Annotated in this window: 19 protein-coding genes; 12 read left to right on the top strand and 7 right to left on the bottom strand. The window is 63.9% G+C overall.

Annotated elements, in window-relative coordinates:
• Positions 1-75: 75 nt before the first annotated feature.
• The 3 genes from LGQ10_RS11460 to LGQ10_RS11470 all read right to left on the bottom strand — a co-directional run bounded on the left by LGQ10_RS11460 (position 76) and on the right by LGQ10_RS11470 (position 2,278).
• Positions 76-369 (bottom strand): YcgL domain-containing protein, encoded by a 294-nt coding sequence (locus tag LGQ10_RS11460; protein WP_058435370.1) that lies wholly within the window; start codon positions 367-369, stop codon positions 76-78.
• Positions 366-1,499 carry a ribonuclease D gene (gene rnd / locus LGQ10_RS11465; RefSeq protein ID WP_226525593.1) on the bottom strand — a complete coding sequence of 378 codons (1,134 nt, stop codon included), beginning with the start codon at positions 1,497-1,499 and terminating at the stop codon, positions 366-368. The genes LGQ10_RS11460 and rnd overlap by 4 nt, the downstream gene beginning before the upstream one ends.
• Before the next feature lie 122 nt (positions 1,500-1,621).
• A complete protein-coding gene (locus LGQ10_RS11470) occupies positions 1,622-2,278 on the bottom strand; it encodes a class I SAM-dependent methyltransferase (protein WP_226525594.1) in 657 nt (218 codons plus the stop codon).
• A gap of 191 nt (positions 2,279-2,469) precedes the next feature.
• Between LGQ10_RS11470 and LGQ10_RS11475 the strand changes: the two genes are divergently transcribed.
• A complete protein-coding gene (locus LGQ10_RS11475; protein WP_226525595.1) occupies positions 2,470-3,252 on the top strand; it encodes a transporter substrate-binding domain-containing protein in 783 nt (260 codons plus the stop codon).
• On the opposite strand, the gene cynR is transcribed toward LGQ10_RS11475, so the two are convergent.
• On the bottom strand, positions 3,231-4,118 hold the full coding sequence (gene cynR / locus LGQ10_RS11480; RefSeq protein ID WP_226525596.1) for a transcriptional regulator CynR: 888 nt from the start codon (positions 4,116-4,118) through the stop codon (positions 3,231-3,233). The two genes, LGQ10_RS11475 and cynR, sit on opposite strands and share 22 nt — an antisense overlap.
• 108 nt (positions 4,119-4,226) lie before the next feature.
• Between cynR and LGQ10_RS11485 the strand changes: the two genes are divergently transcribed.
• The 5 genes from LGQ10_RS11485 (at position 4,227) to LGQ10_RS11505 (ending at position 8,815) form a co-directional block, all read left to right on the top strand.
• Positions 4,227-4,886 carry a carbonic anhydrase gene (locus LGQ10_RS11485; protein ID WP_226525597.1) on the top strand — a complete coding sequence of 220 codons (660 nt, stop codon included), beginning with the start codon at positions 4,227-4,229 and terminating at the stop codon, positions 4,884-4,886.
• Between the two features lie 35 nt (positions 4,887-4,921).
• On the top strand, positions 4,922-5,392 hold the full coding sequence (cynS, locus tag LGQ10_RS11490; protein WP_058435364.1) for a cyanase: 471 nt from the start codon (positions 4,922-4,924) through the stop codon (positions 5,390-5,392).
• A 179-nt stretch (positions 5,393-5,571) separates the two neighbouring features.
• Complete coding sequence (locus LGQ10_RS11495) at positions 5,572-6,756, top strand: cyanate transporter (protein ID WP_226525598.1); 1,185 nt, start codon at positions 5,572-5,574, stop codon at positions 6,754-6,756.
• A 31-nt stretch (positions 6,757-6,787) separates the two neighbouring features.
• Positions 6,788-7,696, top strand: coding sequence for a DMT family transporter (locus LGQ10_RS11500; protein ID WP_226525599.1), 909 nt, complete (start codon positions 6,788-6,790; stop codon positions 7,694-7,696).
• Between the two features lie 180 nt (positions 7,697-7,876).
• Complete coding sequence (locus LGQ10_RS11505; protein ID WP_058433981.1) at positions 7,877-8,815, top strand: LysR family transcriptional regulator; 939 nt, start codon at positions 7,877-7,879, stop codon at positions 8,813-8,815.
• A gap of 206 nt (positions 8,816-9,021) precedes the next feature.
• Here LGQ10_RS11505 and LGQ10_RS11510 read toward each other — a convergent pair whose 3' ends face one another.
• The 3 genes from LGQ10_RS11510 to LGQ10_RS11520 all read right to left on the bottom strand — a co-directional run bounded on the left by LGQ10_RS11510 (position 9,022) and on the right by LGQ10_RS11520 (position 11,679).
• Positions 9,022-9,387: a 5-carboxymethyl-2-hydroxymuconate Delta-isomerase gene (locus tag LGQ10_RS11510; RefSeq protein ID WP_058433982.1), complete on the bottom strand. Its 366-nt coding sequence runs from the start codon at positions 9,385-9,387 to the stop codon at positions 9,022-9,024.
• Positions 9,388-9,465: 78 nt separating this feature from the next.
• Positions 9,466-10,656 carry a low temperature requirement protein A gene (locus LGQ10_RS11515; RefSeq protein WP_226525600.1) on the bottom strand — a complete coding sequence of 397 codons (1,191 nt, stop codon included), beginning with the start codon at positions 10,654-10,656 and terminating at the stop codon, positions 9,466-9,468.
• 96 nt (positions 10,657-10,752) lie between these two features.
• Positions 10,753-11,679 carry a LysR substrate-binding domain-containing protein gene (locus LGQ10_RS11520; protein ID WP_058433984.1) on the bottom strand — a complete coding sequence of 309 codons (927 nt, stop codon included), beginning with the start codon at positions 11,677-11,679 and terminating at the stop codon, positions 10,753-10,755.
• A gap of 152 nt (positions 11,680-11,831) precedes the next feature.
• Here LGQ10_RS11520 and LGQ10_RS11525 point away from each other — a divergent pair, with 152 nt between their 5' ends.
• The 6 genes from LGQ10_RS11525 to LGQ10_RS11550 all read left to right on the top strand — a co-directional run bounded on the left by LGQ10_RS11525 (position 11,832) and on the right by LGQ10_RS11550 (position 19,187).
• Positions 11,832-12,497 (top strand): GntR family transcriptional regulator, encoded by a 666-nt coding sequence (locus LGQ10_RS11525; protein WP_058433985.1) that lies wholly within the window; start codon positions 11,832-11,834, stop codon positions 12,495-12,497.
• A gap of 285 nt (positions 12,498-12,782) precedes the next feature.
• The gene (abaF, locus tag LGQ10_RS11530; RefSeq protein WP_319003950.1) at positions 12,783-14,156 is read left to right on the top strand and encodes a fosfomycin efflux MFS transporter AbaF; all 1,374 of its coding nucleotides are present in this window, start codon (positions 12,783-12,785) and stop codon (positions 14,154-14,156) included.
• Between the two features lie 213 nt (positions 14,157-14,369).
• Positions 14,370-15,314, top strand: a complete 945-nt coding sequence (locus LGQ10_RS11535; RefSeq protein ID WP_058433987.1) for a dihydrodipicolinate synthase family protein — start codon at positions 14,370-14,372, stop codon at positions 15,312-15,314.
• Positions 15,315-15,435: 121 nt separating this feature from the next.
• The gene (locus LGQ10_RS11540) at positions 15,436-17,013 is read left to right on the top strand and encodes an aldehyde dehydrogenase (NADP(+)) (protein WP_226525602.1); all 1,578 of its coding nucleotides are present in this window, start codon (positions 15,436-15,438) and stop codon (positions 17,011-17,013) included.
• A gap of 107 nt (positions 17,014-17,120) precedes the next feature.
• Positions 17,121-18,137 (top strand): Ldh family oxidoreductase, encoded by a 1,017-nt coding sequence (locus LGQ10_RS11545; RefSeq protein ID WP_319003951.1) that lies wholly within the window; start codon positions 17,121-17,123, stop codon positions 18,135-18,137.
• A gap of 528 nt (positions 18,138-18,665) precedes the next feature.
• On the top strand, positions 18,666-19,187 hold the full coding sequence (locus LGQ10_RS11550; protein WP_058433764.1) for a CS1 type fimbrial major subunit: 522 nt from the start codon (positions 18,666-18,668) through the stop codon (positions 19,185-19,187).
• Positions 19,188-19,204 lie beyond the last annotated feature (17 nt).

Below are 19,204 nucleotides of genomic sequence, written 5' to 3' on the forward strand. Positions count from 1 at the left end.
GTATCGCTCCATCGTTCCAGGCGGCCAGGTCAGTCAATTGCACAGGAAAAACGCTCGGGACCGAGCGGCTAGGAATCAGACCGGATCATTGCGGCGCAGCAACTCTTCAGGCAAGTGCTCGATGTACTCGTCTTCCGCCGGCGGCATCTGCAGGTGGTAGCCCTGCTTATCGAGATTCTCCAGCACCAGGTGGATATCTTCCCGGGCCAAGGTGCGTTCCGGGGTCAGCACCAGGTCGAAGGCGTGCTGCGGCTTGCCGAACGCCAGCAGGAGGTTTTCCGGCACGCGCTCCAGGGCTTCGCTCTTGAGCACGTAGAGATACATCTCGTTCTTGCGCGGGCTTTTGTAGATGGAGCAGATACGTTTCAAGGCTGTTCTCCGGCGGTGGCCAGGCTGTCCAGCAGCGCCTGGCCCATCAATTCGCGGCGCCAGCCACGCAGCGAATCAGGCAGTTGGTAAGGCCCGTTGGGGAAGCCGGTCTTGAGCAGGCTCTCCAGGGTTTTCTTGCGCAGCATCAGCTCCGGCACGATCTCCAGGCGCTCGGCTTCGGCCTGGCCCACCGCCTTCAGGCGCTTGATCAGGGCCGAGGCTTCGATCGGCAGCGGCTCGGGTAATGCCGGTGGCCAGTGCTCAGGGCCGAGCTTGGCCGTGCGCTTGATCAGGTCCAGGAGGAACTCGCCATCCTGGCGCACGGTACGCGGATGCATGTCTTCGATCTTGGCCAGCGCGGCCAGGGTATCGGGCTGGGTCCTGGCCAGGGGCCAAAGCGCATGCTCCCGCACGATGCGGTTGCGCGGCAGGTCCCGTGCGCGAGCTTCGCGCTCGCGCCAGGCGCACAGTTCGCGCAGGACCGCCAGTTGGGCGCGGGACAGTTTCCAGGCCAGCTTGGCATCGCGGTAGGCTTCGTTGGGGTCCACCTCGCGGCGCAGGTTGGCCACCAGCTCGGCACCGTCCTCCAGCACCCAGCGGTACTTGTCCTCGGACAGTTTCGAACGCAGTTGGCTGAACACCTGGGCCAGGTGCACGGCGTCTTCGGCGGCATAGCTGACCTGAGTCTCCGACAGCGGGCGCTGCAGCCAGTCGGAGCGGGTCTCGCCCTTGGGCAACTCGATGCCCAGGACTTCCTGCACCAGGCGCGAGTACCCCATGGAGAACCCGAGGTTGAGGTAGGCCGCCGCCAATTGCGTGTCGAACAACGGCACCGGCAGGCTGCCGGTCAGGCGCAACAGGACTTCGAGATCCTCGCTGCAGGCATGCACCACCTTGACCACCGCCGGGTTCTCCAGCAGTTCGGCCAGGGGTTGCCAGTTGTCGATGGTCAAAGGGTCAATCAGGTAGGCGCGCTGCCCATCGCCGACCTGCAGCAGGCCGGCAATGGGATAAAAAGTGTCGACCCGCATGAATTCGGTGTCGAGGGCGACGAAGGGCAATTGCTGCCATTGGACGCAAAGCTGACCGAGGCTATCGTTGTCGCGAACCCAGTGTATATCGATGGCCACACGGCTCTCCCTTGAAGAATGGCGCGCAGTATATATCGCCCCTGGCGATTTCCGAGCATTCAGCCGATAAGAGCGAGTGCGAAACCTGCCGCCGGGGAACAAGGATAGTCCGAGAGCCTGGCTTAACCCTGTTTTCTCAACACGTAGATCCGTGAAGGAGCGCACCCGGGCAGCAGGTCCTGGTGGTTGAGGACCTCGAACCCGGCCTGGGCAAACTCGCTTTCCAGCTGCGTCTTGTCGGCCAGCGGCAAGCCCTCATGCCCTGCCGGCCGCCAGGCCTTGAGGGTGAACTGGACCCGGGTCGCGACGATCACCGAATCGCGACTGACCCGGTGGAACTCGCGCAGCAACGCCAGGCGGTCCTCGCTGCGGGTGACATGGGCGAACAACTGCATGCAGATGATGCTGTCCACCGCATTGGCCGACAGGCCGATGTCAAACGCCGAGCTGTGAAAGGTCTTGACCCGCTTCATCAGGCTGGCCGGATGATGAGTCTGGGCGTGGCTCAGCATGTCCTGGGAAGGGTCCGCCGCGAGGATCACCCGGTTGCCATGCTCGGCCAGCAGCGGCCAATGGCGCCCGGCACCGCAGGCCACGTCCAGGATCAGTCCCGGCTCGCCCGCCACCTTCAGCGCATGGCGCACCAGATGGGCCATGCGCCACGAGCCCAGGCGAGCCCTTGCCCCGGCAGGCCGGGTTTCGCGACAGACGCGCGCGTGCTCCTGGTCGTAGCGCCGAGCGAACTCAAGCTCGATGGACGGTGGGGGATGGGACGACATGAAGGATGAACTCTAGTGGGAATCCAGGAACCACAGGTTAACCGGCCATTCGTGAAAAAAAGGTCGAAATGCAACCAGACTGCTATTGCCAGGCCGATCCTCCGACAGCGATCACACCGCCCGCAACCCTTGCCCGGTGTCGGTGCGATGCCAATAATGCCCCGCATCCGGCCAATCAAGGAACGACTCCCATGCTCCCTCGCTTTCTGCTCGGCACCCTGCTGGGCCTTGCCGTCCCTGCCCTGGGCCAGGCCCAGGAACCGACCTCGCGCCTGGACCAGGTGATCGAACGCGGCCACCTGACGGTCTGCACCACCGGCGATTACAAGCCCTACAGCTACCTGCGCGATGACGGGCATTACGAGGGCATCGACATCAGCCTGGCCGAATCCCTGGCCCAGAGCCTCGGGATCAGGGTCAAGTGGGTCAACACCACCTGGAAGAGCCTGATGGCAGACTTCCAAGGCCAGCAGTGCGATATCGCCGTGGGCGGTATCTCCGTCTCCCTGGAACGCCAGAAAAAAGCCTTCTTCAGCGAGCCCCTGGGGGTCGACGGCAAGATACCCCTGGTGCGTTGCCAGGACCTCAAGCGCTACCAGACGGTGGAGCAGATCAACCAACCTTCGGTGCGCCTGATCGAGCCGCCGGGAGGCACCAACGAGGTCTTCGCCAGGACCCGCTTGCCCAACGCCGACCTGACCCTGTTCGCCGACAATGTGAAGATCTTCGACCAACTGCTCAACCACCATGCCGACGTGATGATCACCGACGCCTCGGAGGCGCGCTTCCAGCAACGGCGCAAGCCGGGACTCTGCGCAGTCAACCCCGAGCATGCCCTGCAATACAGCGAGAAGGCCTTCCTCCTGCCCCGGGATGACATGGCCTGGAAGAGCTACGTCGACCAGTGGCTGCACCTGAGCAAAGCCACCGGCGCCTATGATCAGGTGGTCAATCAGTGGCTGGCGGCACCGTAGTCCTGCTCCAGCAACTGCCGGAACGCCTGGCAGGCAGCGCTGCGATAGGCCCCTCGACGCCCCAGCAGCACCACGCTGCGCGGCGCCGGGGGTGAAACCAGGGACAGCGCCCGCAGGCCCGCCTGCTCCCGGGCAATGGCACTGGGCAACAACGTCGCCAACGGTCCGCGACGGACGATCTCCACCAGCGCACTGACCGAATTGGCCTCGATGGCAATGCACGGTGCAATGCCCAATTGACGGCAATACGAGTCAATGTGGCGGCGAGTGGCGAAGTCGCCACTGAGCAGCACCAGCGACTGTCGCCCCAGCGCCTCGGCAGTCAACGGCTCATCTTCGCGCCCCGGATGCTGCGGGCCGACCATCAGGCTCAGGATCTCGCTGAACAGCGCCTGGCTCTCGACCTCCGCCAGGTGCTCCCCGGCAAACGCGATGCCCAGGTCCAGGCGGTCTTCGGCCAGGGCGGCTTCCAGGCGGTCCTGGGTCATGTCTTCGATGCTCAGGCTGATGCCTGGATAGCGCTGGTTGAACCGACTGAGCAGCGGACCGGCCAGGTAGGCGGTAAAGGTCGGGGTCAAGGCCAGGCGCAACGAACCACGGCTCAGGTCCTGCAGGTCATGCATGGCCCGCCGCGCAGCCTCCAGATCCTGAAGGGCGCGCCGGGCATAAACCACATAGGCCTGGCCGGCATCGGTCAGGCGCACGCTGCGCCCGGAGCGATCGAACAGCGGCGCGCCCAGGGACGCCTCCAGTTGCTTGATCTGCTGCGACAGGGTCGGCTGCGACACGTGCAGCGCCTCGGCGGCGCGGGTGAAGTTGCTGTGCTCGGCCACGGCCAGCAGGTAACGGATATGACGCAAGAGCATGGCGGTTTCAACTATAGGCATGACTTATGGAAAGCATAATAAACCGGTCTTGGACGCTATAGCGTGAAACCCCGATCCTTGCCCCATCAGCGACGCAAGGAGACTCCCATGCAGCACATCATCGACGGCTTCCTCAAGTTCCAGCGCGAAGCCTTCCCGCAACGCAGCGAGCTGTTCAAGCAACTGGCCAGCACCCAGAACCCTGGCACGCTGTTCGTCACCTGCTCCGACAGCCGGGTGGTACCGGAACTGCTGACCCAGCAGGAGCCTGGCGACCTGTTCGTGATCCGCAATGCCGGCAACATCGTGCCCAGCTATGGCCCCGAGCCCGGCGGCGTCTCGGCCACGGTGGAATACGCGGTCGCGGTGCTTGGGGTCAGCGACATCGTCATCTGCGGCCATTCCGATTGCGGCGCCATGACGGCCATTTCCACCTGCAAATGCCTCGACCACCTGCCCGCCGTGGCCAACTGGCTGCGCCATGCCGAATCGGCCAAGGTGATCAACGCCGCACGCCAGCACGCCACACCCGCCGAGCACCTGGATGCGCTGGTACGGGACAACGTCATCGCCCAGCTGGCTAACCTGAAGACGCACCCCTCGGTGGCGCTGGCCCTGGAACAGGGACGGCTGAACCTGCATGGCTGGGTCTACGACATCGAAAGCGGCGCCATCGCCGCACTCGATGGACACACCCGGCGCTTCGTTTCCCTGGCCCAGCACCCGCAGACCTGTGCCCTGGCCAGCCGTCCTGCAACCGCTGCTTGAGCCACATCCTTCACTCACCCAAGAGGAATCCACCCATGCTGCAATCCCAATTCGCCCAAGCCCCACGCCTGGCCCTGGCCGACACCATCATCGACGCCAAGGCCCGCAAGAACCTGTCCTGGCAAGACCTCACCGACGGTACCGGACTGAGCCTGGCCTTCGTCACCGCCGCCCTGCTGGGCCAGCACGCGCTGCCGGCCACTGCAGCCGACCTGGTGTGCGACAAGCTCGACCTGGACCAGGATGCCAGCCGCCTGCTGCAGAGCATTCCCTTGCGCGGCAGCATCCCTGGCGGCATCCCCACCGATCCGACCGTGTACCGTTTCTATGAAATGCTCCAGGTCTACGGCTCGACCCTCAAGGCCCTGGTCCATGAACAATTCGGCGATGGCATCATCAGCGCCATCAACTTCAAGCTGGACATCAAGAAGGTCGAGGACCCCGAAGGCGGCTCCCGCGCCGTGATCACCCTGGACGGCAAGTACCTGCCGACCAAGCCGTTCTAAAGGCAGCGGCAAGCCACCAGCCTCAAGCTGCAAGAAGCGCCATGCTTGCTTGCGGCTTGCGGCTTGCGGCTTGCGGCTTGCCACTTATTTAATTTCTAAATAGTGCTGCAAACTTTCTGATTTGCCCTCCCCTCCCACGGCCCCGCCTAATCAGCCCCCTGCTCCTTGAAGGCCTGGTTATGGAAAGTGTCCGTGCAACATCCCGCCCCGCACCCTGGCTGATCGTCAGCGTGGTCCTGGTGGCGCTCAACCTGCGGCCGTCGATGGCCGCCGTCGGCCCGTTGCTCTCGGGCATTCGTGGCGATATCCCCTTGAGTTTCAGCCTGGCCTCGCTGCTGACCATGCTGCCGGTCATGGCCATGGGCCTGGCGATGTTCTTCGGCATGGGCCTCAGCCAGCGCCTGGGCGAACACCGTACGGTGGTCCTGTCGCTGCTGATCATCGGCCTGGCCACGGTCTCCCGGCTGTTCATGGACTCGGCCGTGCAACTGATTCTCAGCGCCGTGCTGGCCGGCATCGGTATCGCCCTGATCCAGGCGCTGATGCCGGCGCTGATCAAGTCGCGTTTCGCCAACAACGTATCGCTGTTCATGGGCCTGTATGTCACCTCGATCATGGGTGGCGCTGCCATCGCGGCGTCCTTCGCGCCCCTGGTGATGAACCGCACCGGCAGCTGGCGCCTGGGCCTGGCGATCTGGGCCATCCTGGCCTTGCTGGCCCTGGTGTTCTGGTACGCCCAGCGCCGCACGCTGCCCGGCCTGCCGGCCTCCGGCAGCGGCCGCGAGTCGTTCGCCAGCAACCGTCGGGCGTGGCTGCTGGCGGTGTTCTTCGGCCTGGGTACCGCTTCCTACACCTGCGTGCTGGCCTGGCTTGCGCCCTACTACGTAGAGAATGGCTGGAGCGAACAGAACGCCGGCTTGCTGCTGGGCTTTCTCACCGCCATGGAAGTGATCTCCGGCCTCATCACCCCTGCCATCGCCAATCGTAGCCAGGATCGCCGCCTGGTCCTGGTGGTCCTGCTGGCGTTGATCATCGCCGGTTTCTGCGGCCTGATCCTCAGCCCGCAGCATTTGAGCCTGCTCTGGCCATGCCTGCTGGGCCTGGGAATCGGCGGGCTGTTCCCCATGAGCCTGATCGTGTCCCTGGATCACCTGCACGACCCGCGCCGTGCCGGTGGCCTGACTGCTTTCGTGCAGGGCATCGGCTACCTGATCGCCGGGTTGTCGCCTTTGCTGGCGGGGATGATCCGCGACCAGCTGGGCAGCTTCGAATGGGCCTGGTGGTCACTGACCGCGGTGATGCTGGTGATGATCCTCATGGCGCTGCGCTTCGATCCCCGGCACTACCAGCGACATATCCATTGAATCGCCCCGCACTGTGGCCCGGGAGGCCTGCATGAACCCTGTGAGTTTCACCCAGGCCAACCTCGGCATGCTGCTCTGGGCCGGGCTGATTGCCGCCTCGTTCTTCGCCGCCGCCCAAGTCGGCCAGACCATCGATCCCGTGCTGCTGACGGCCCTGCGCCTGCTGTTCTCGGCCCTGATGTTCGTGCCGCTGCTGTGGTTCAAGGGCTTGCGCGTGCCGAGCCTTGCCGGGCTGGCGGCCCATGGCGTGCTGGGCCTGCTGCTGGCGCTGTACTTCGGCTCGCTGTTCGAGGCCCTGCGCTACACCTCGGCGGTCAACACCGGGACCCTCTACACCCTGGTGCCCCTGCTGACCCTGTTGTTCGAAGGCTGGCTGCTGCCCGGCGACAGCCGGCGCCGCCGCCTGCTGCCGATGCTGACGGCCGCTGCGGGGGCGCTGCTGCTGATCCTCAAGGGCGGCACTCCGGGGCAATGGCCTTCGTGGTATGCGGTGGGGGTCTACGCCCTGGGCTGCCTGGCCATGGCCGCCTATCCGCCGCTGAGCCAGCGTTTCAAGGCCAGCATCTTGCAAGGCCTGGGCCCGGCGACCATGACGTTCTGGAACATGCTCTTCGGCTCGCTGTTCCTGTTCATCGCCTCCCTGGCCAGCGGCGGCTGGCGCAGCGCCACGTTGCTCACCAGCCACGACCTGCTGTGGTTGCTGTACCTGGCGCTGTTCGCCACCCTGGCGACCTTCTGGCTGCTGCACCGGGCCATCGGGGTCATCGCCCCTTCCACGGTGATTTCCTATGCCTACCTGAGCACCCTGTTCCTGACCCTGTTCCATTGGTCATGGCACGGCCAGGTCCCGCAGCCCGGGGAGTTGTTCGGCACAGTGCTGGTGGCATTGGGCATGTTCGGCCTGGTGCGCAGCAGTCGCCCGAAGCCCGCCATGGCGTGAGAGCCCCCCTGAACATGGGACAGCTTTCGGCCCGACATTGAACAAGTCGTATTATCGGAATTTTATGTCTCGTTGCTGTCCGCGAAACCCCGTTCCGGGCATTTAACTAGGACGATCGTTCCGCTAGCATCGATCCGGTTTGCGCGCCACCGGCGCCTGGTGCCCAGCGGGATGGATCGGATGCTCATCAGCAACATGCTCAGAAAACTCGACATGCAGGACCTCATGGTCTTTGTCGCCGTGTACGAGCAAAACAGTGTCACCGGAGTTTCTGAAACCCTCTGCGTCAGCCAGTCCACCGTCAGCTACTGCCTGAAGAAACTGCGCACCGGTTTCCAGGACGAACTGTTCATCAACACCCGTACCGGCATGCGTCCGACCTACAAGGCCACCAGCATGTACAGCCATGTGCTGAAGATCCTGGACAGCATCAACCGGTGCCACAGCGACGTGCCGACGTTCGATCCGACCCGCCAGGCCGTGACCTTCAATCTCTGCGCCCCGGAATACTTCGAGTTGCTGATCCTGCCGCACCTGCTCAAGGGTTTTGACTACGCCGACCTGCCGGTGACGGTCAATGTGCAAAAGCTGGAAGCGGACATTCCCGCTGACGAGTTGCGCGACGCCAGCCTCGACCTGGTGATTGGCTTTGGCCCCAACTTCCATCGCAGCCATGCCGACCTGAAGTCGCAGATGCTGCTCGAGGATGACCTGGTGTGCGTCTTCGACAAGCGCGCGACGCCACCGGCGCAAGCGCGCTTCAGCCTGCAATCGTTCGTCGAGCGACGTCACGTCTTCCCCACGCCCTGGACCAGCGACAGCAACATGGTGGATGGCTGGCTGGCGCGCCAGGCCCAGCAACGGCAGATCGTCGCCCGCTCCAACAGCTACAGCGCGGCACTGAAGATGATCACCGGCACCGATTTCATCCTCACCCTGCCCCGGCGCATCCAGGCATTGCTGGCCAACGAGGCGGTGTTCAACCATTGCGAAGCGCCCACCGGCCTGCCGGGATTCACCCTGGAAATGCACTGGAGCGAAAACACCGACCAGAACAGCGCGCAGGCCTGGTTCCGCGAGCAGGTGGTCAAGGTCTGCGCTGAACCGGGCCTGCTCTAGCAGGCCGTTGAAAAACCACCTGCGCTACCATCGCTGCGTTGAAAACAAGCTGGTGCGCCAGCCCGGTCAAAATGCTCATTTACCACACGTAAACTGCGCTTACTCGCCTGTTTTGGCCCTGTGCTGACTGCCTCGCCTGCGTTTTTCAACGGTCTGCTGGGCGCCTGTTGAATACCCGGCAACGCGCCTTGCGCTCACAGCCTTGGTCAGTGGCCGATGGCCGCCTTGGTGTAGGAGGCCCGATCGATGTCGAGGATCTCCACGCACAGCTGAACCTGCAGCTCTGCCGGCCAGGGGGCCAGGTCCTGCAGCACCGCCAGCAGGCTCTCGGACAGCTGCTTCTTGATTTCCGGCGAACGCCCGCTGAGCAGGGCCAGCTTGATGTGGACAAAAGCGCGCTCGCCAAGGCCGGTGCCAACCCGGAACGCATCGACCTTCACGGCACGGCTCTTGATGTCGAACTCGTCGGAAAACTGACCGGAAGCCACCAGCGCATGATTCAAGCGCAGCAGCGCCTTGTCGGCATCCAACTGCGGCAGGTTGGCGGTGTATTCCATATGCAGGTGCGGCATGGCAAAGCTCCGTGTCGGTCAGGGTTAAAGGCGCTCCATACTACACAAGCGCCGCAAACGTTGAATCAACCATTGGTTTCATTGCCCCGCCGTGACCGCACGCTCGCGCAGGGCCAGGGTTTCCCAGGCGGCCACCAGCACCATCAGCAGGCTGGTCAGGCTCCCCAGCATCAGGGCAGAAAACACCTGGTTCCAGGCTGCCGGCAGCAACAGCGCCAGGCTGGCCAAACCCGCCAAGTGCGACAACGGCGGCCAGGGCCGGTCGTTCATCACCCACTTGAACAGGGCACAGCCGAGCAGGAACAACCAGGGTCCACCGACGATCACCAGCACCCCCGCCTGGCTGGCGTGGTCCGGATGAACCAGCACCAGCTCGTCGGCCACTGCACTGACGATGATCCCGGCCACGATCAGCAGATGAATGTAGGTGTAGGCGATCCGCGCCTGGCGCCCGGGATCGGCGGAATGGGCGATACGGTGATGGGCTCGCTCGGCACCGCTGTCGAAGTACACCCACCACATGGCAATGCTGCCGATCACCGCCACGATGAACCCCAGCACCCCCTGGGCCGTCGTCGTCAGCTCGGCGAAGGTCGCACCGGTAACCAGCAGCGACTCGCCCAGGGCGATGATCACGAACAGCGCGCAGCGCTCGGCCATGTGGTTGCCTTCGATATTCCAGTCCTCCAGGGTCGACCGGCCCAGTCCCGGCACCCAGAAGTACACCGATGGCGACAGCACTTCGATGGCCAGGGCCAGGGCCCAGCAGACCAGACGCCCTGGGCCGTGCAGCAGGCCGCCGGCCACCCAGAACACGCCCGAGAACATCAGCCACAACAGGATTCGCTGGAAGTTGCGGGTCATGTTCACCGGCTCGCCACGCACCGCCCACAGCGAATAGGCGGTACGCCCCACCTGCATGAACACATAGGCTGCGGCGAACAGCAGGCCCCGTTCCTCGAAGGCCTTGGGAATCGAGGACGACAACAGCAGCCCGGCGATCATCAGTACGAACAGCCCGATGCGGATCGGCAGCGTCTCAGGGTCCAGCCAGTTGGTGATCCACGATGTGAAGATCCACACCCACCACACCGCCACCATCAGCAGCGCCACCTGCACCCCACCACCGAGCGACAAGTGCGCCAGCAACGCGTGGGACAATTGGGTCACGGCGAACACGAACACCAGGTCGAAAAACAGCTCGACCATGCCCACCTTGCCGCTGTCGTGGCTGCCACGGCCACGCAACAGGGAACGGGATCGACTCATGGACATTCTCCGCCGGTTGAGGATTGCCACTGGGATGTACTGAGCAAAGCAGGCGCCGCCAACAATGCCAGCGCCCGCTTGCGCCGGTATCGACCCTCAGGTGCCGGGCGGCATTGGCGGGCGCTCGCTCATGAAGGCTTCCAGGCGCGAACGCAACCAGCGTTCGGCGGGATCGGTATCGACGTGGCTGAGCCAGACCATGGAGAGGTCAAGGGTCGGGGTCTTGAACGGGAACGGCTCGCAGTACAGCTGCCCCGTGACGGCCATGGCCATGGCTGCATAGTCGGGCAGGCTGGCGATCAGCGTGGTCCCGGCCAGCAATGCCGGCAGCGAACTGTACTGCGGCACCGACAGCACCACCTGGCGGGTACGGCCGATCTCCGCCAGCCACTCATCGGCGAAGCCGGCGACGTTGGCAGTGTGGGACACCAGCACATGGGGTCGTGCGCAGTATTCGTCGAGGCTCATCGGCGTGTCGCTGGCATCGGCCCGCAGCACGCTGGGGGTGATATGGCGCAACAACTTGCGCTTGGCATTGGCCGGCAGGCCCCGGGTCTGGCTGATGCCGACGGTGATATCGCCGGAGGCCAGCAGGTCGGGAATCCGCCAGTAATCCACGTGCTGGACCACGACCACCACCTGCGGCGCCTCCTGGCGCAAAGCCCGCAGCAAGGGAGGCAACAAACCGAATTCGACATCGTCGGACAGGCCGATGCGAAAGGTCATGGTGCTGCTGGCAGGATCGAAGTCGTGGGTCAGGCTCAAGGCCGAGGACAGGGCATCCAGGGCCGGCGACAGGTGCTGGATCAGCTGCTCGGCACGGGCGGTGGGCTCCATGCGATGGCCGACGCGAATGAACAGCGGATCGTTGAACATCGCCCGCAGCCGGTTGAGTGCGGAGCTGATGGTGGGCTGGCCGAGGAACAGTTTCTCCGCCACCCGGGTGACGTTGCGTTCGAGCATCAGTGCCTCGAATACCACCATCAGGTTGATGTCGGCCTTGCGCAGTTCATTGCGATTCATCGGCGATGCCCCATGACCCAGTCGGCGCCCAGTGTAGAAAGGCGCGATGGCTGGCGTCCAGACAGATGTCGCGGCCTGGCATGGCGCGGTTTTTGTCAGCCCCGGGGTTTCGTATAAGATATCCGCACTCTCAACCTCCGTCGGTAACCTCCGTGCCACTTCCCTTCAACAAAGCACCGAACCTGGGTGTCACGCCCTCGACCTCGGAAATAATTGCCAAGCACCTGCGCGAAGCGATCATTTCCGGCCAGCTTGCCGAGGGCGAACCTGTTCGCCAGGACGATATCGCCCAGGCGTTCAACGTGAGCAAGATCCCGGTCCGCGAGGCACTCAAGCGCCTGGAGGCTGAAGGGTTGGTGGATTTCCATCGCAATCGGGGCGCGCTGGTCACGCGGATCTCCGAACCCGAGCTGGCGCAGATGTTCGAGGTCCGGGTCCTGCTGGAGGTCCAGGCGATTCGTCTGGCCGTGCCCAACATGACCGAGGAGACCTTCGCCAGGGCCGAGGCGATCTGCGCCGAGTTCATCGGGGAAGACGACATCGGGCGCTGGGCCGAACTCAACTGGGAACTGCATGCATGCCTCTACGAGCCTGCCCAGCGCCCGTTCCTGGTCAACCTGATCCGTTCGATCCACGACAAGATCGAACGCTACCTGCGCATGCAGATGAGCCTGTCGGCGGGCAAGGACCGGGCCGACCACGAGCACAAGGACATCGTCGCCGCGTGCCGCGCCCGGGATGTCGAACTCAGCGCCAGGCTGATCGAGAATCACATCAACGGCGTGTGCCAGAGCCTGTACGAACACCTGCCACACTGAGTGCTCCCTTGTGTGGCACTGGCCCGGCCAGTGCCACCTGCCGTAACACCTTCCTGCTCACCTCGCCAATTCCAACTGCCATCCCCTGACCGCCAACCCGCCAAAATCGGGGCTCAACGCCATGCACAACGTTATGGCCTCTTTCTTGCTTTAAAATATATCGTATACGAAATACAGTATAAAAAATGACTTCACCCACGCTACCAACCCTGTATCGGAGAAGGGCGGCGGGCTGAAGTCCCTGGCGAAACTCCCCCTAACAATACGTATCGGAGTGCGACATCGATGACCTCGACGACTTCTGCGACATCTCGCGAACTGGAACGAACGGACGGGAAGGCACCCGCGGGGATCAAGCGGGTGGTGGCCGCAGCGATGGCTGGTGCCGTGGCCGAGTGGTACGAGTTCTTTTTATACGGGACGGCTTCGGCCCTGGTCTTCGGCCAACTGTTTTTCCGCCAGACCGGCAGTGCCATGGACGGCATCATCGCGGCCTTCGCCCTGTATGCCGTGGGCTTTCTGGCAAGGCCCATCGGCGGGCTGGTGTTCGGTCACTACGGCGACAAGGTCGGCCGCAAGCATCTGCTGCAGATCAGCCTGGTCGTGGTGGGCATCACCACCTTCCTGATGGGCTGCCTGCCGACCTTCGAACGGATCGGTTATGCCGCGCCCGTGCTACTGGTGCTGCTGCGCCTGATCCAGGGTTTCGCCTTCGGTGGCGAATGGGGCGGCGCGGTGCTGCTGGTGTCCGAGCACAGCCCGGACAACCGCCGCGGCTTCTGGGCCAGCTGGCCACAGGCCGGGGTGCCGGCCGGCAACCTGATTGCCACGGTGATCCTGCTGCTCCTGTCCACCAACCTGTCCGAAGCCCAGTTTCTCGACTGGGGCTGGAGGGTGGCCTTCTGGTTCTCCGCCGTCGTGGTGCTGATCGGCTACTGGATCCGCACCCGGGTCGACGATGCGCCAATCTTCAAGGAGGCCCAGGCACGCCAGCAGAAGATCGAGAAGGACCAGTTGGGGGTCATCGAGGTCGTGACCCAGTACTGGCGTGAAGTGCTGATCGGCATTGGTGCACGCTTCGCCGAAAACATCCTGTACTACATCGTCGTCACCTTCTCCATCACCTACCTGAAGCTGGTGGTGCACAAGGACACTTCGCAGATCCTGCTGCTGATGTTCGGTGCCCACCTGCTGCACTTCTTCATGATTCCCTTGATGGGCTACCTGTCCGATATCGTCGGCCGCAAGCCGGTGTACCTGACCGGTGCGGTGCTCACCGGCTTCTGGGGGTTCGTCGGCTTTCCCATGATGGATACCGGGAACGCCTGGCTGATCATGGCGGCGATCACCCTGGGCCTGGCCATCGAATCCATGACCTATGCGCCCTACTCCGCCCTGATGTCGGAACTGTTCCCGACCCATGTGCGCTACACCGCGCTATCGCTGTGCTACCAGGTAGCGCCGATCCTGGCCGGCTCTCTCGCGCCATTGATCGCCATCACCCTGCTCAAGGAATACAACAGCTCGACCCCCATTGCCTGGTACCTGGTCGCTTCCGCGGTGATCTCGATCATCGCCGTCGCGGCCGCCCGGGAAACCCGTGGCATGTCGTTGCGAGAGGTCGACCGGGACGCCGTGGCGCGCACGTCGAAACGCTGATCGTCTTTCGCTCCCCCCGGCTCACGGATGAGCCCATCGAACACCTGCTCCCCTTGGCGTCCACTGAAATACCAGGCAAGGCTTTACTTCAACCGACATCGATTATATAACGTATACGATATTCGATTATGCGCACCCAACCCGACCACCCAAGGATCTGGGGCAGTGCCATAGATGCAGCTACAACACACTCCAAAACCATGAGGTAGCGTCATGAGCAACATTTTCACCGGTACCATTCCCGCACTGATGACCCCGTGCACACCAGATCGCAAACCGGATTTCGATGCCCTGGTGCGCAAGGGCCGCGAGCTGATCGAGGCAGGCATGAGCGCCGTGGTGTATTGCGGCTCGATGGGCGACTGGCCGTTGCTCACCGAAGCCGAGCGCCAGGAAGGCGTTGCCCGCCTGGTGGCCGCCGGCATCCCGACCATCGTCGGCACCGGAGCCGTCAACTCCCGGGAAGCGGTATCCCACGCGGCCCATGCGGCCAAGGTCGGCGCCCATGGCCTGATGGTCATCCCTCGCGTGCTGTCCCGCGGTGCCTCGCTGGTCGCGCAGAAGGCCCACTTCAAGGCCATCCTGGCGGCAGCACCGAACCTGCCCTCGGTCATCTACAACAGCCCCTACTATGGTTTCGCCACCCGTGCCGACCTGTTCTTCGAACTGCGCAGCGAGCACCCTAACCTGATCGGCTTCAAGGAGTTCGGGGGCGCCGCGGCCAGCCGTTATGCCGCCGAATTCATCACCTCCAAGGATGACGCCGTGACCTTGATGGTGGGCGTGGACACCGACGTGGTGAACGGCTTCGTCAACTGCAATGCCACCGGTTCGATCACCGGTATCGGCAACGCCCTGCCGCGTGAAGTGCTGCAACTGGTGGCCCTGAGCAAGCAGGCAGCCAAGGGTGATGCCAGGGCTCGCCGCCTGGCGTTGGAACTGGAGTCGGCGCTGCACGTGTTGTCGTCGTTCGATGAAGGCTGCGACCTGGTGCTCTACTACAAGCACCTGATGGTGCTCAACGGCGACCTGGAATACACCCTGCATTTCAATGAGACCGACGTGTTGAGCGACGCCCAGCGCAATTACGCCGAGGCCCAGTACCAGCTGTTCCGTACCTGGTATGCCAACTGGTCGAAAGAACACAACCTGGCCTGACGGCATCGGTTGTTTCCCCTTGAGCGGCGCGCCCATGCGCGCCGCTTGCATTTCCCCATCCCCTGTCTCCGTCCTCTATCAGGCGACAGGTAGATACCTTTGTCATTTCAGGAGGCCTGATATGGACCTGACAGGAAAAATGCTCATCGGCGGGCAAGCCGTGCAGGGCAACCGTGATGCAATCAAGGCCATCAACCCGGCAACCGACCAGGCCCTCGAGCCGGCGTATCACGGCGGCTCCCGCGAACAGGTCGAGCAGGCCTGCGCGCTGGCCTGGTCCGCCTTCGACAGCTATCGCGAAACCTCCCTGGAACAACGTGCCGCCTTTCTGGACAGCATCGCCGAGCAGATCGAGGCGCTGGGCGACGTACTGGTGGACCGCGCCGTGGCGGAATCGGGTCTGCCTCGCCCACGGATCCAGGGTGAAGTCGGCCGCACCTGCTTCCAGTTGCGCACCTTCGCCCGCACGGTGCGGGCCGGCGAATGGCTCGACGTACGCGTCGACGAAGCCCTGCCCCAGCGCCAGCCGTTGCCTCGCCCCGATCTGCGCCAGCGGCACATCGCCCTGGGACCGGTGGCGGTATTTGGTGCCAGCAATTTCCCACTGGCCTTTTCCGTGGCCGGTGGCGATACCGCCTCGGCCCTCGCGGCCGGTTGCCCGGTGATCGTCAAGGCACACAGCGCCCATCCGGGCACCAGCGAACTGGTGGGCCGGGCCATCGGCAAGGCGCTGGTCGAACACGGCCTGGCTCCCGGGGTGTTTTCCCTGCTGTACGGCTCTGGCGTCGAGATCGGGATCGGCCTGGTAAGCGATCCACGCATCAAGGCCGTAGGCTTCACCGGTTCACGCAGTGGTGGTATCGCCCTGACCCAGGCCGCCCAAGCTCGTCCTGAGCCCATCCCGGTCTATGCCGAGATGAGCTCGATCAACCCGGTCTTCCTGTTCGAGCATGCCCTGCACAACCTCGGCCCCGCACTGGCCGAGGGTTTCGTCGCCTCGCTCAACCAGGGAGCTGGCCAGTTCTGCACCAACCCCGGGCTGGTCATCGCCGTCAAGGGAGAGGATCTCGATATCTTTGTCGCCACAGCCAGGGAGGCGGTACAGCGCAGCCCTGCCCAGACCATGCTGACACCGGGCATCTTCAAGGCCTATGAAAGCGGCCTGCAAGCCCTGGCCGGCAACGCCGGCGCTCGGGTGCTGGGAGCCGGGCTCAAGGGACAAGGCCCGAACCAGTGCCAGACCCACCTGTTCCTCGCCACCGCACGGGACTTCCTCGAGCAGGCGGCGCTGCAGGCGGAAATCTTCGGCTCCGCCTCCCTGGTGGTGGAATGCGATGACGCCGCCCAGGTGCAGCAGGTCGCTGAACACCTCGAGGGGCAGTTGACCGCCACCCTGCACATGGACGATGCCGACGTGCCGACCGCTCGCCACCTGCTCCCGACCCTGGAGCGCAAGGCTGGGCGAATCCTGGTCAATGGCTGGCCGACCGGTGTCGAGGTCTGCGACGCCATGGTCCACGGCGGGCCTTTCCCGGCCACCTCCGACTCCCGTTCCACTTCTGTGGGAACCGCAGCCATCGCCCGCTTCCTGCGTCCAGTCTGCTATCAGAACTTCCCGGACGCACTGCTGCCTGCGGTCATCCAGGAAACCAATCCTGGCGGCCTGTCGCGCCTGGTGAATGGCCAGCGCGAGGGCTGACGGCGTATCGCCAGGGGCGATTGCAGAGGGCCGGCCAGCGACCAGACTGGGTGCCCGGCCGGCCCTCGACCTATCCAATGTTCACTCAGGACCCAAGGATAAGTTCCATGTCTGACTTGATTAATCTGTCGCTCGACCAAGCCTATCAACTGTCCATCGACGTACTGACAAGCAACGGCTTTTCCGAGGCGCATGCGCAAGCCATCGCCCGAACCGTCACCAGCGGACAGGCCGACGAATGCCATTCCCATGGCCTGTACCGGTTGCTGGTGTGCGTGAAATCCATGCGCGAAGGCCAGGTCGACCCACAAGCCCAGCCCACTCTCAGCGACCGCAGCGCCGGTATCGTCGCCGTCGACGCCCACCGGGGCTACTCGCTCTTGGCATTCGAAACGGCGCTACCGGTCCTGGTGCGCAAGACGCGCCAGATCGGTGTGGCGGCCATGGTGATCAACAATTGCTATCACTTCTCGGCCCTGTGGCCGGAAATCGAAGCACTGACCGCCCAAGGCCTCGCGGCACTGGCCCTCACTCCGAGTCATAGCTGGGTTGCACCGGCAGGCGGCAGCAAGCCGGTCTTCGGTACCAACCCCATTGCCTTCGGCTGGCCACGTCCTGGGCGCGATCCCTTTGTCTTCGACTTCGCTACCAGCGCCATCGCACGGGGTGACATCGAGTTGCACCGACGCACAAACAGTCCGCTGCCGCAGGGCTGCGCCATCGATAGTGACGGTCAGCCCACCACCGATGCCCTGGCAGCGCTGTCGGGCGCCATGCTTACCTTCGGCGGACACAAGGGCTCGGCCCTCGCCGCCATGGTGGAGTTGCTGGCAGGTGCCTTGATCAACGACATGACGAGCATGGAGTCCATGGCGTTTGACCAAGGCGTGGGCGCCACCCCGCTCCACGGGGAGCTGATCCTGGCCTTCGACCCGCAGCTGTTCTCCAACGGCAGGCCGGAGGAAGGCGCCAAGCGTGCGCAGGCCCTGTTCGATGCCATCATCAACCAGGGCGCGCGCTTGCCTTCCCAGCGTCGCTACGAGGCCCGGGAGCGCAGCAAGAAAGCCGGGGTGTTCCTGCCCAGGGCGCTGCACGAGGACATCCTCGAGCTGCTGAATAGATAGCCGGGGCCGGCCACCACTCTGGCCGGCGTCGCCTGGAACTGCGATCAACCACCGAGCCGCTGCGGGCCAGGCGCAGCGGCCACCTCCGTTCTCGATGAGCCGCTGGCCCCTTGCGCCGCGACCCGTTCCAGCCCCATCTCTCCGACTGGCCAGTCTTGCCGCTCTGGCTAACCCTACCCTGACACGGCATTGGCGGGTCGGCCAATCCTGGCCGCTTCGCGCTTTGTCGACCTGCTCGCCGATGGCCACCTGCCCTCAGCGGGAAGTCATGGACATGAGCCCTCTGCCTCTCCTTTTCCCTCCCCCAGAGGCCGCTTTTTACCTGCAGAGCAGCCCTCGATCCGAAGCATATCGAGCTCGCCCGAAAGCCTGGTTTTCTTCGCTGGCGTCGCTCCTCGGTAGTTTAGGAATCAGCTGATGTTGCCATGCCAGCACGACTGGAAGAATCCGCCACGGATCCGAACGGACCCGTGCCACCCGCATTCGATGCGGACCGCGCGCGTATTTTTCTAGCAATGGAATCGAACGATGAAACTCAACAAATCCGTCTTGTTCATGGCCCTGGGTCTCGGTCTGACCGGCATGGCCCACGCAGCTGACGAGGGGGTGACCAAGAAAATCACCCTGACCGCGCAGATCAACGACGCAATCTTCGTCTCCAAGCCTGATGGTTCCACCTGGTATGGCACCGAGGCCCTGGAGGCCGAGGACTACAAGCAGCGCAAGTTCTCTCGCACCCTGCCCATCCGCGTCTGGACCAAGGGCACCGACTTCAACGTCTCCCTGGCCCAACCCCTGAAGCTGAGCAACGGCAGCAAGGAAATGCTCAACCCCACCGTCAAGTTCGGCCACTCCGCCGGTGAAGGCACCCTGGCCGTCGGCAATACCCTGAAGGTCAAGCAATCCATTGCCCTGGACGGCGGCACCGACGAAATCCACGACCTGAAGATCAGCGCCGAAGCTCCTGGCGGTACTTCTGGCAACGACGGTGGCACCTACAGCGGCGACCTGGTGATGGTATTCGAACCTGTCTCCTCCACTGGGCCATAACCCTGCGGTAGCCCGAT

It is taken from the genome of Pseudomonas sp. L5B5, from assembly GCF_020520285.1.
In the GTDB taxonomy this organism is placed as follows: domain Bacteria; phylum Pseudomonadota; class Gammaproteobacteria; order Pseudomonadales; family Pseudomonadaceae; genus Aquipseudomonas.

Coding starts and splice junctions, on each gene's coding strand:
- cynR (WP_226525596.1), bottom strand. CDS start 4,118: ATGCTCTTGCGTCATATCCGTTACCTGCTGGCCGTGGCCGAGCACAGC.
- abaF (WP_319003950.1), top strand. CDS start 12,783: ATGACCTCGACGACTTCTGCGACATCTCGCGAACTGGAACGAACGGAC.
- LGQ10_RS11475 (WP_226525595.1), top strand. CDS start 2,470: ATGCTCCCTCGCTTTCTGCTCGGCACCCTGCTGGGCCTTGCCGTCCCT.
- LGQ10_RS11485 (WP_226525597.1), top strand. CDS start 4,227: ATGCAGCACATCATCGACGGCTTCCTCAAGTTCCAGCGCGAAGCCTTC.
- cynS (WP_058435364.1), top strand. CDS start 4,922: ATGCTGCAATCCCAATTCGCCCAAGCCCCACGCCTGGCCCTGGCCGAC.
- LGQ10_RS11505 (WP_058433981.1), top strand. CDS start 7,877: ATGCTCATCAGCAACATGCTCAGAAAACTCGACATGCAGGACCTCATG.
- LGQ10_RS11510 (WP_058433982.1), bottom strand. CDS start 9,387: ATGCCGCACCTGCATATGGAATACACCGCCAACCTGCCGCAGTTGGAT.
- LGQ10_RS11545 (WP_319003951.1), top strand. CDS start 17,121: ATGTCTGACTTGATTAATCTGTCGCTCGACCAAGCCTATCAACTGTCC.
- LGQ10_RS11520 (WP_058433984.1), bottom strand. CDS start 11,679: ATGAATCGCAATGAACTGCGCAAGGCCGACATCAACCTGATGGTGGTA.
- LGQ10_RS11495 (WP_226525598.1), top strand. CDS start 5,572: ATGGAAAGTGTCCGTGCAACATCCCGCCCCGCACCCTGGCTGATCGTC.
- LGQ10_RS11550 (WP_058433764.1), top strand. CDS start 18,666: ATGAAACTCAACAAATCCGTCTTGTTCATGGCCCTGGGTCTCGGTCTG.
- LGQ10_RS11540 (WP_226525602.1), top strand. CDS start 15,436: ATGGACCTGACAGGAAAAATGCTCATCGGCGGGCAAGCCGTGCAGGGC.
- LGQ10_RS11515 (WP_226525600.1), bottom strand. CDS start 10,656: ATGAGTCGATCCCGTTCCCTGTTGCGTGGCCGTGGCAGCCACGACAGC.
- LGQ10_RS11535 (WP_058433987.1), top strand. CDS start 14,370: ATGAGCAACATTTTCACCGGTACCATTCCCGCACTGATGACCCCGTGC.
- LGQ10_RS11470 (WP_226525594.1), bottom strand. CDS start 2,278: ATGTCGTCCCATCCCCCACCGTCCATCGAGCTTGAGTTCGCTCGGCGC.
- LGQ10_RS11500 (WP_226525599.1), top strand. CDS start 6,788: ATGAACCCTGTGAGTTTCACCCAGGCCAACCTCGGCATGCTGCTCTGG.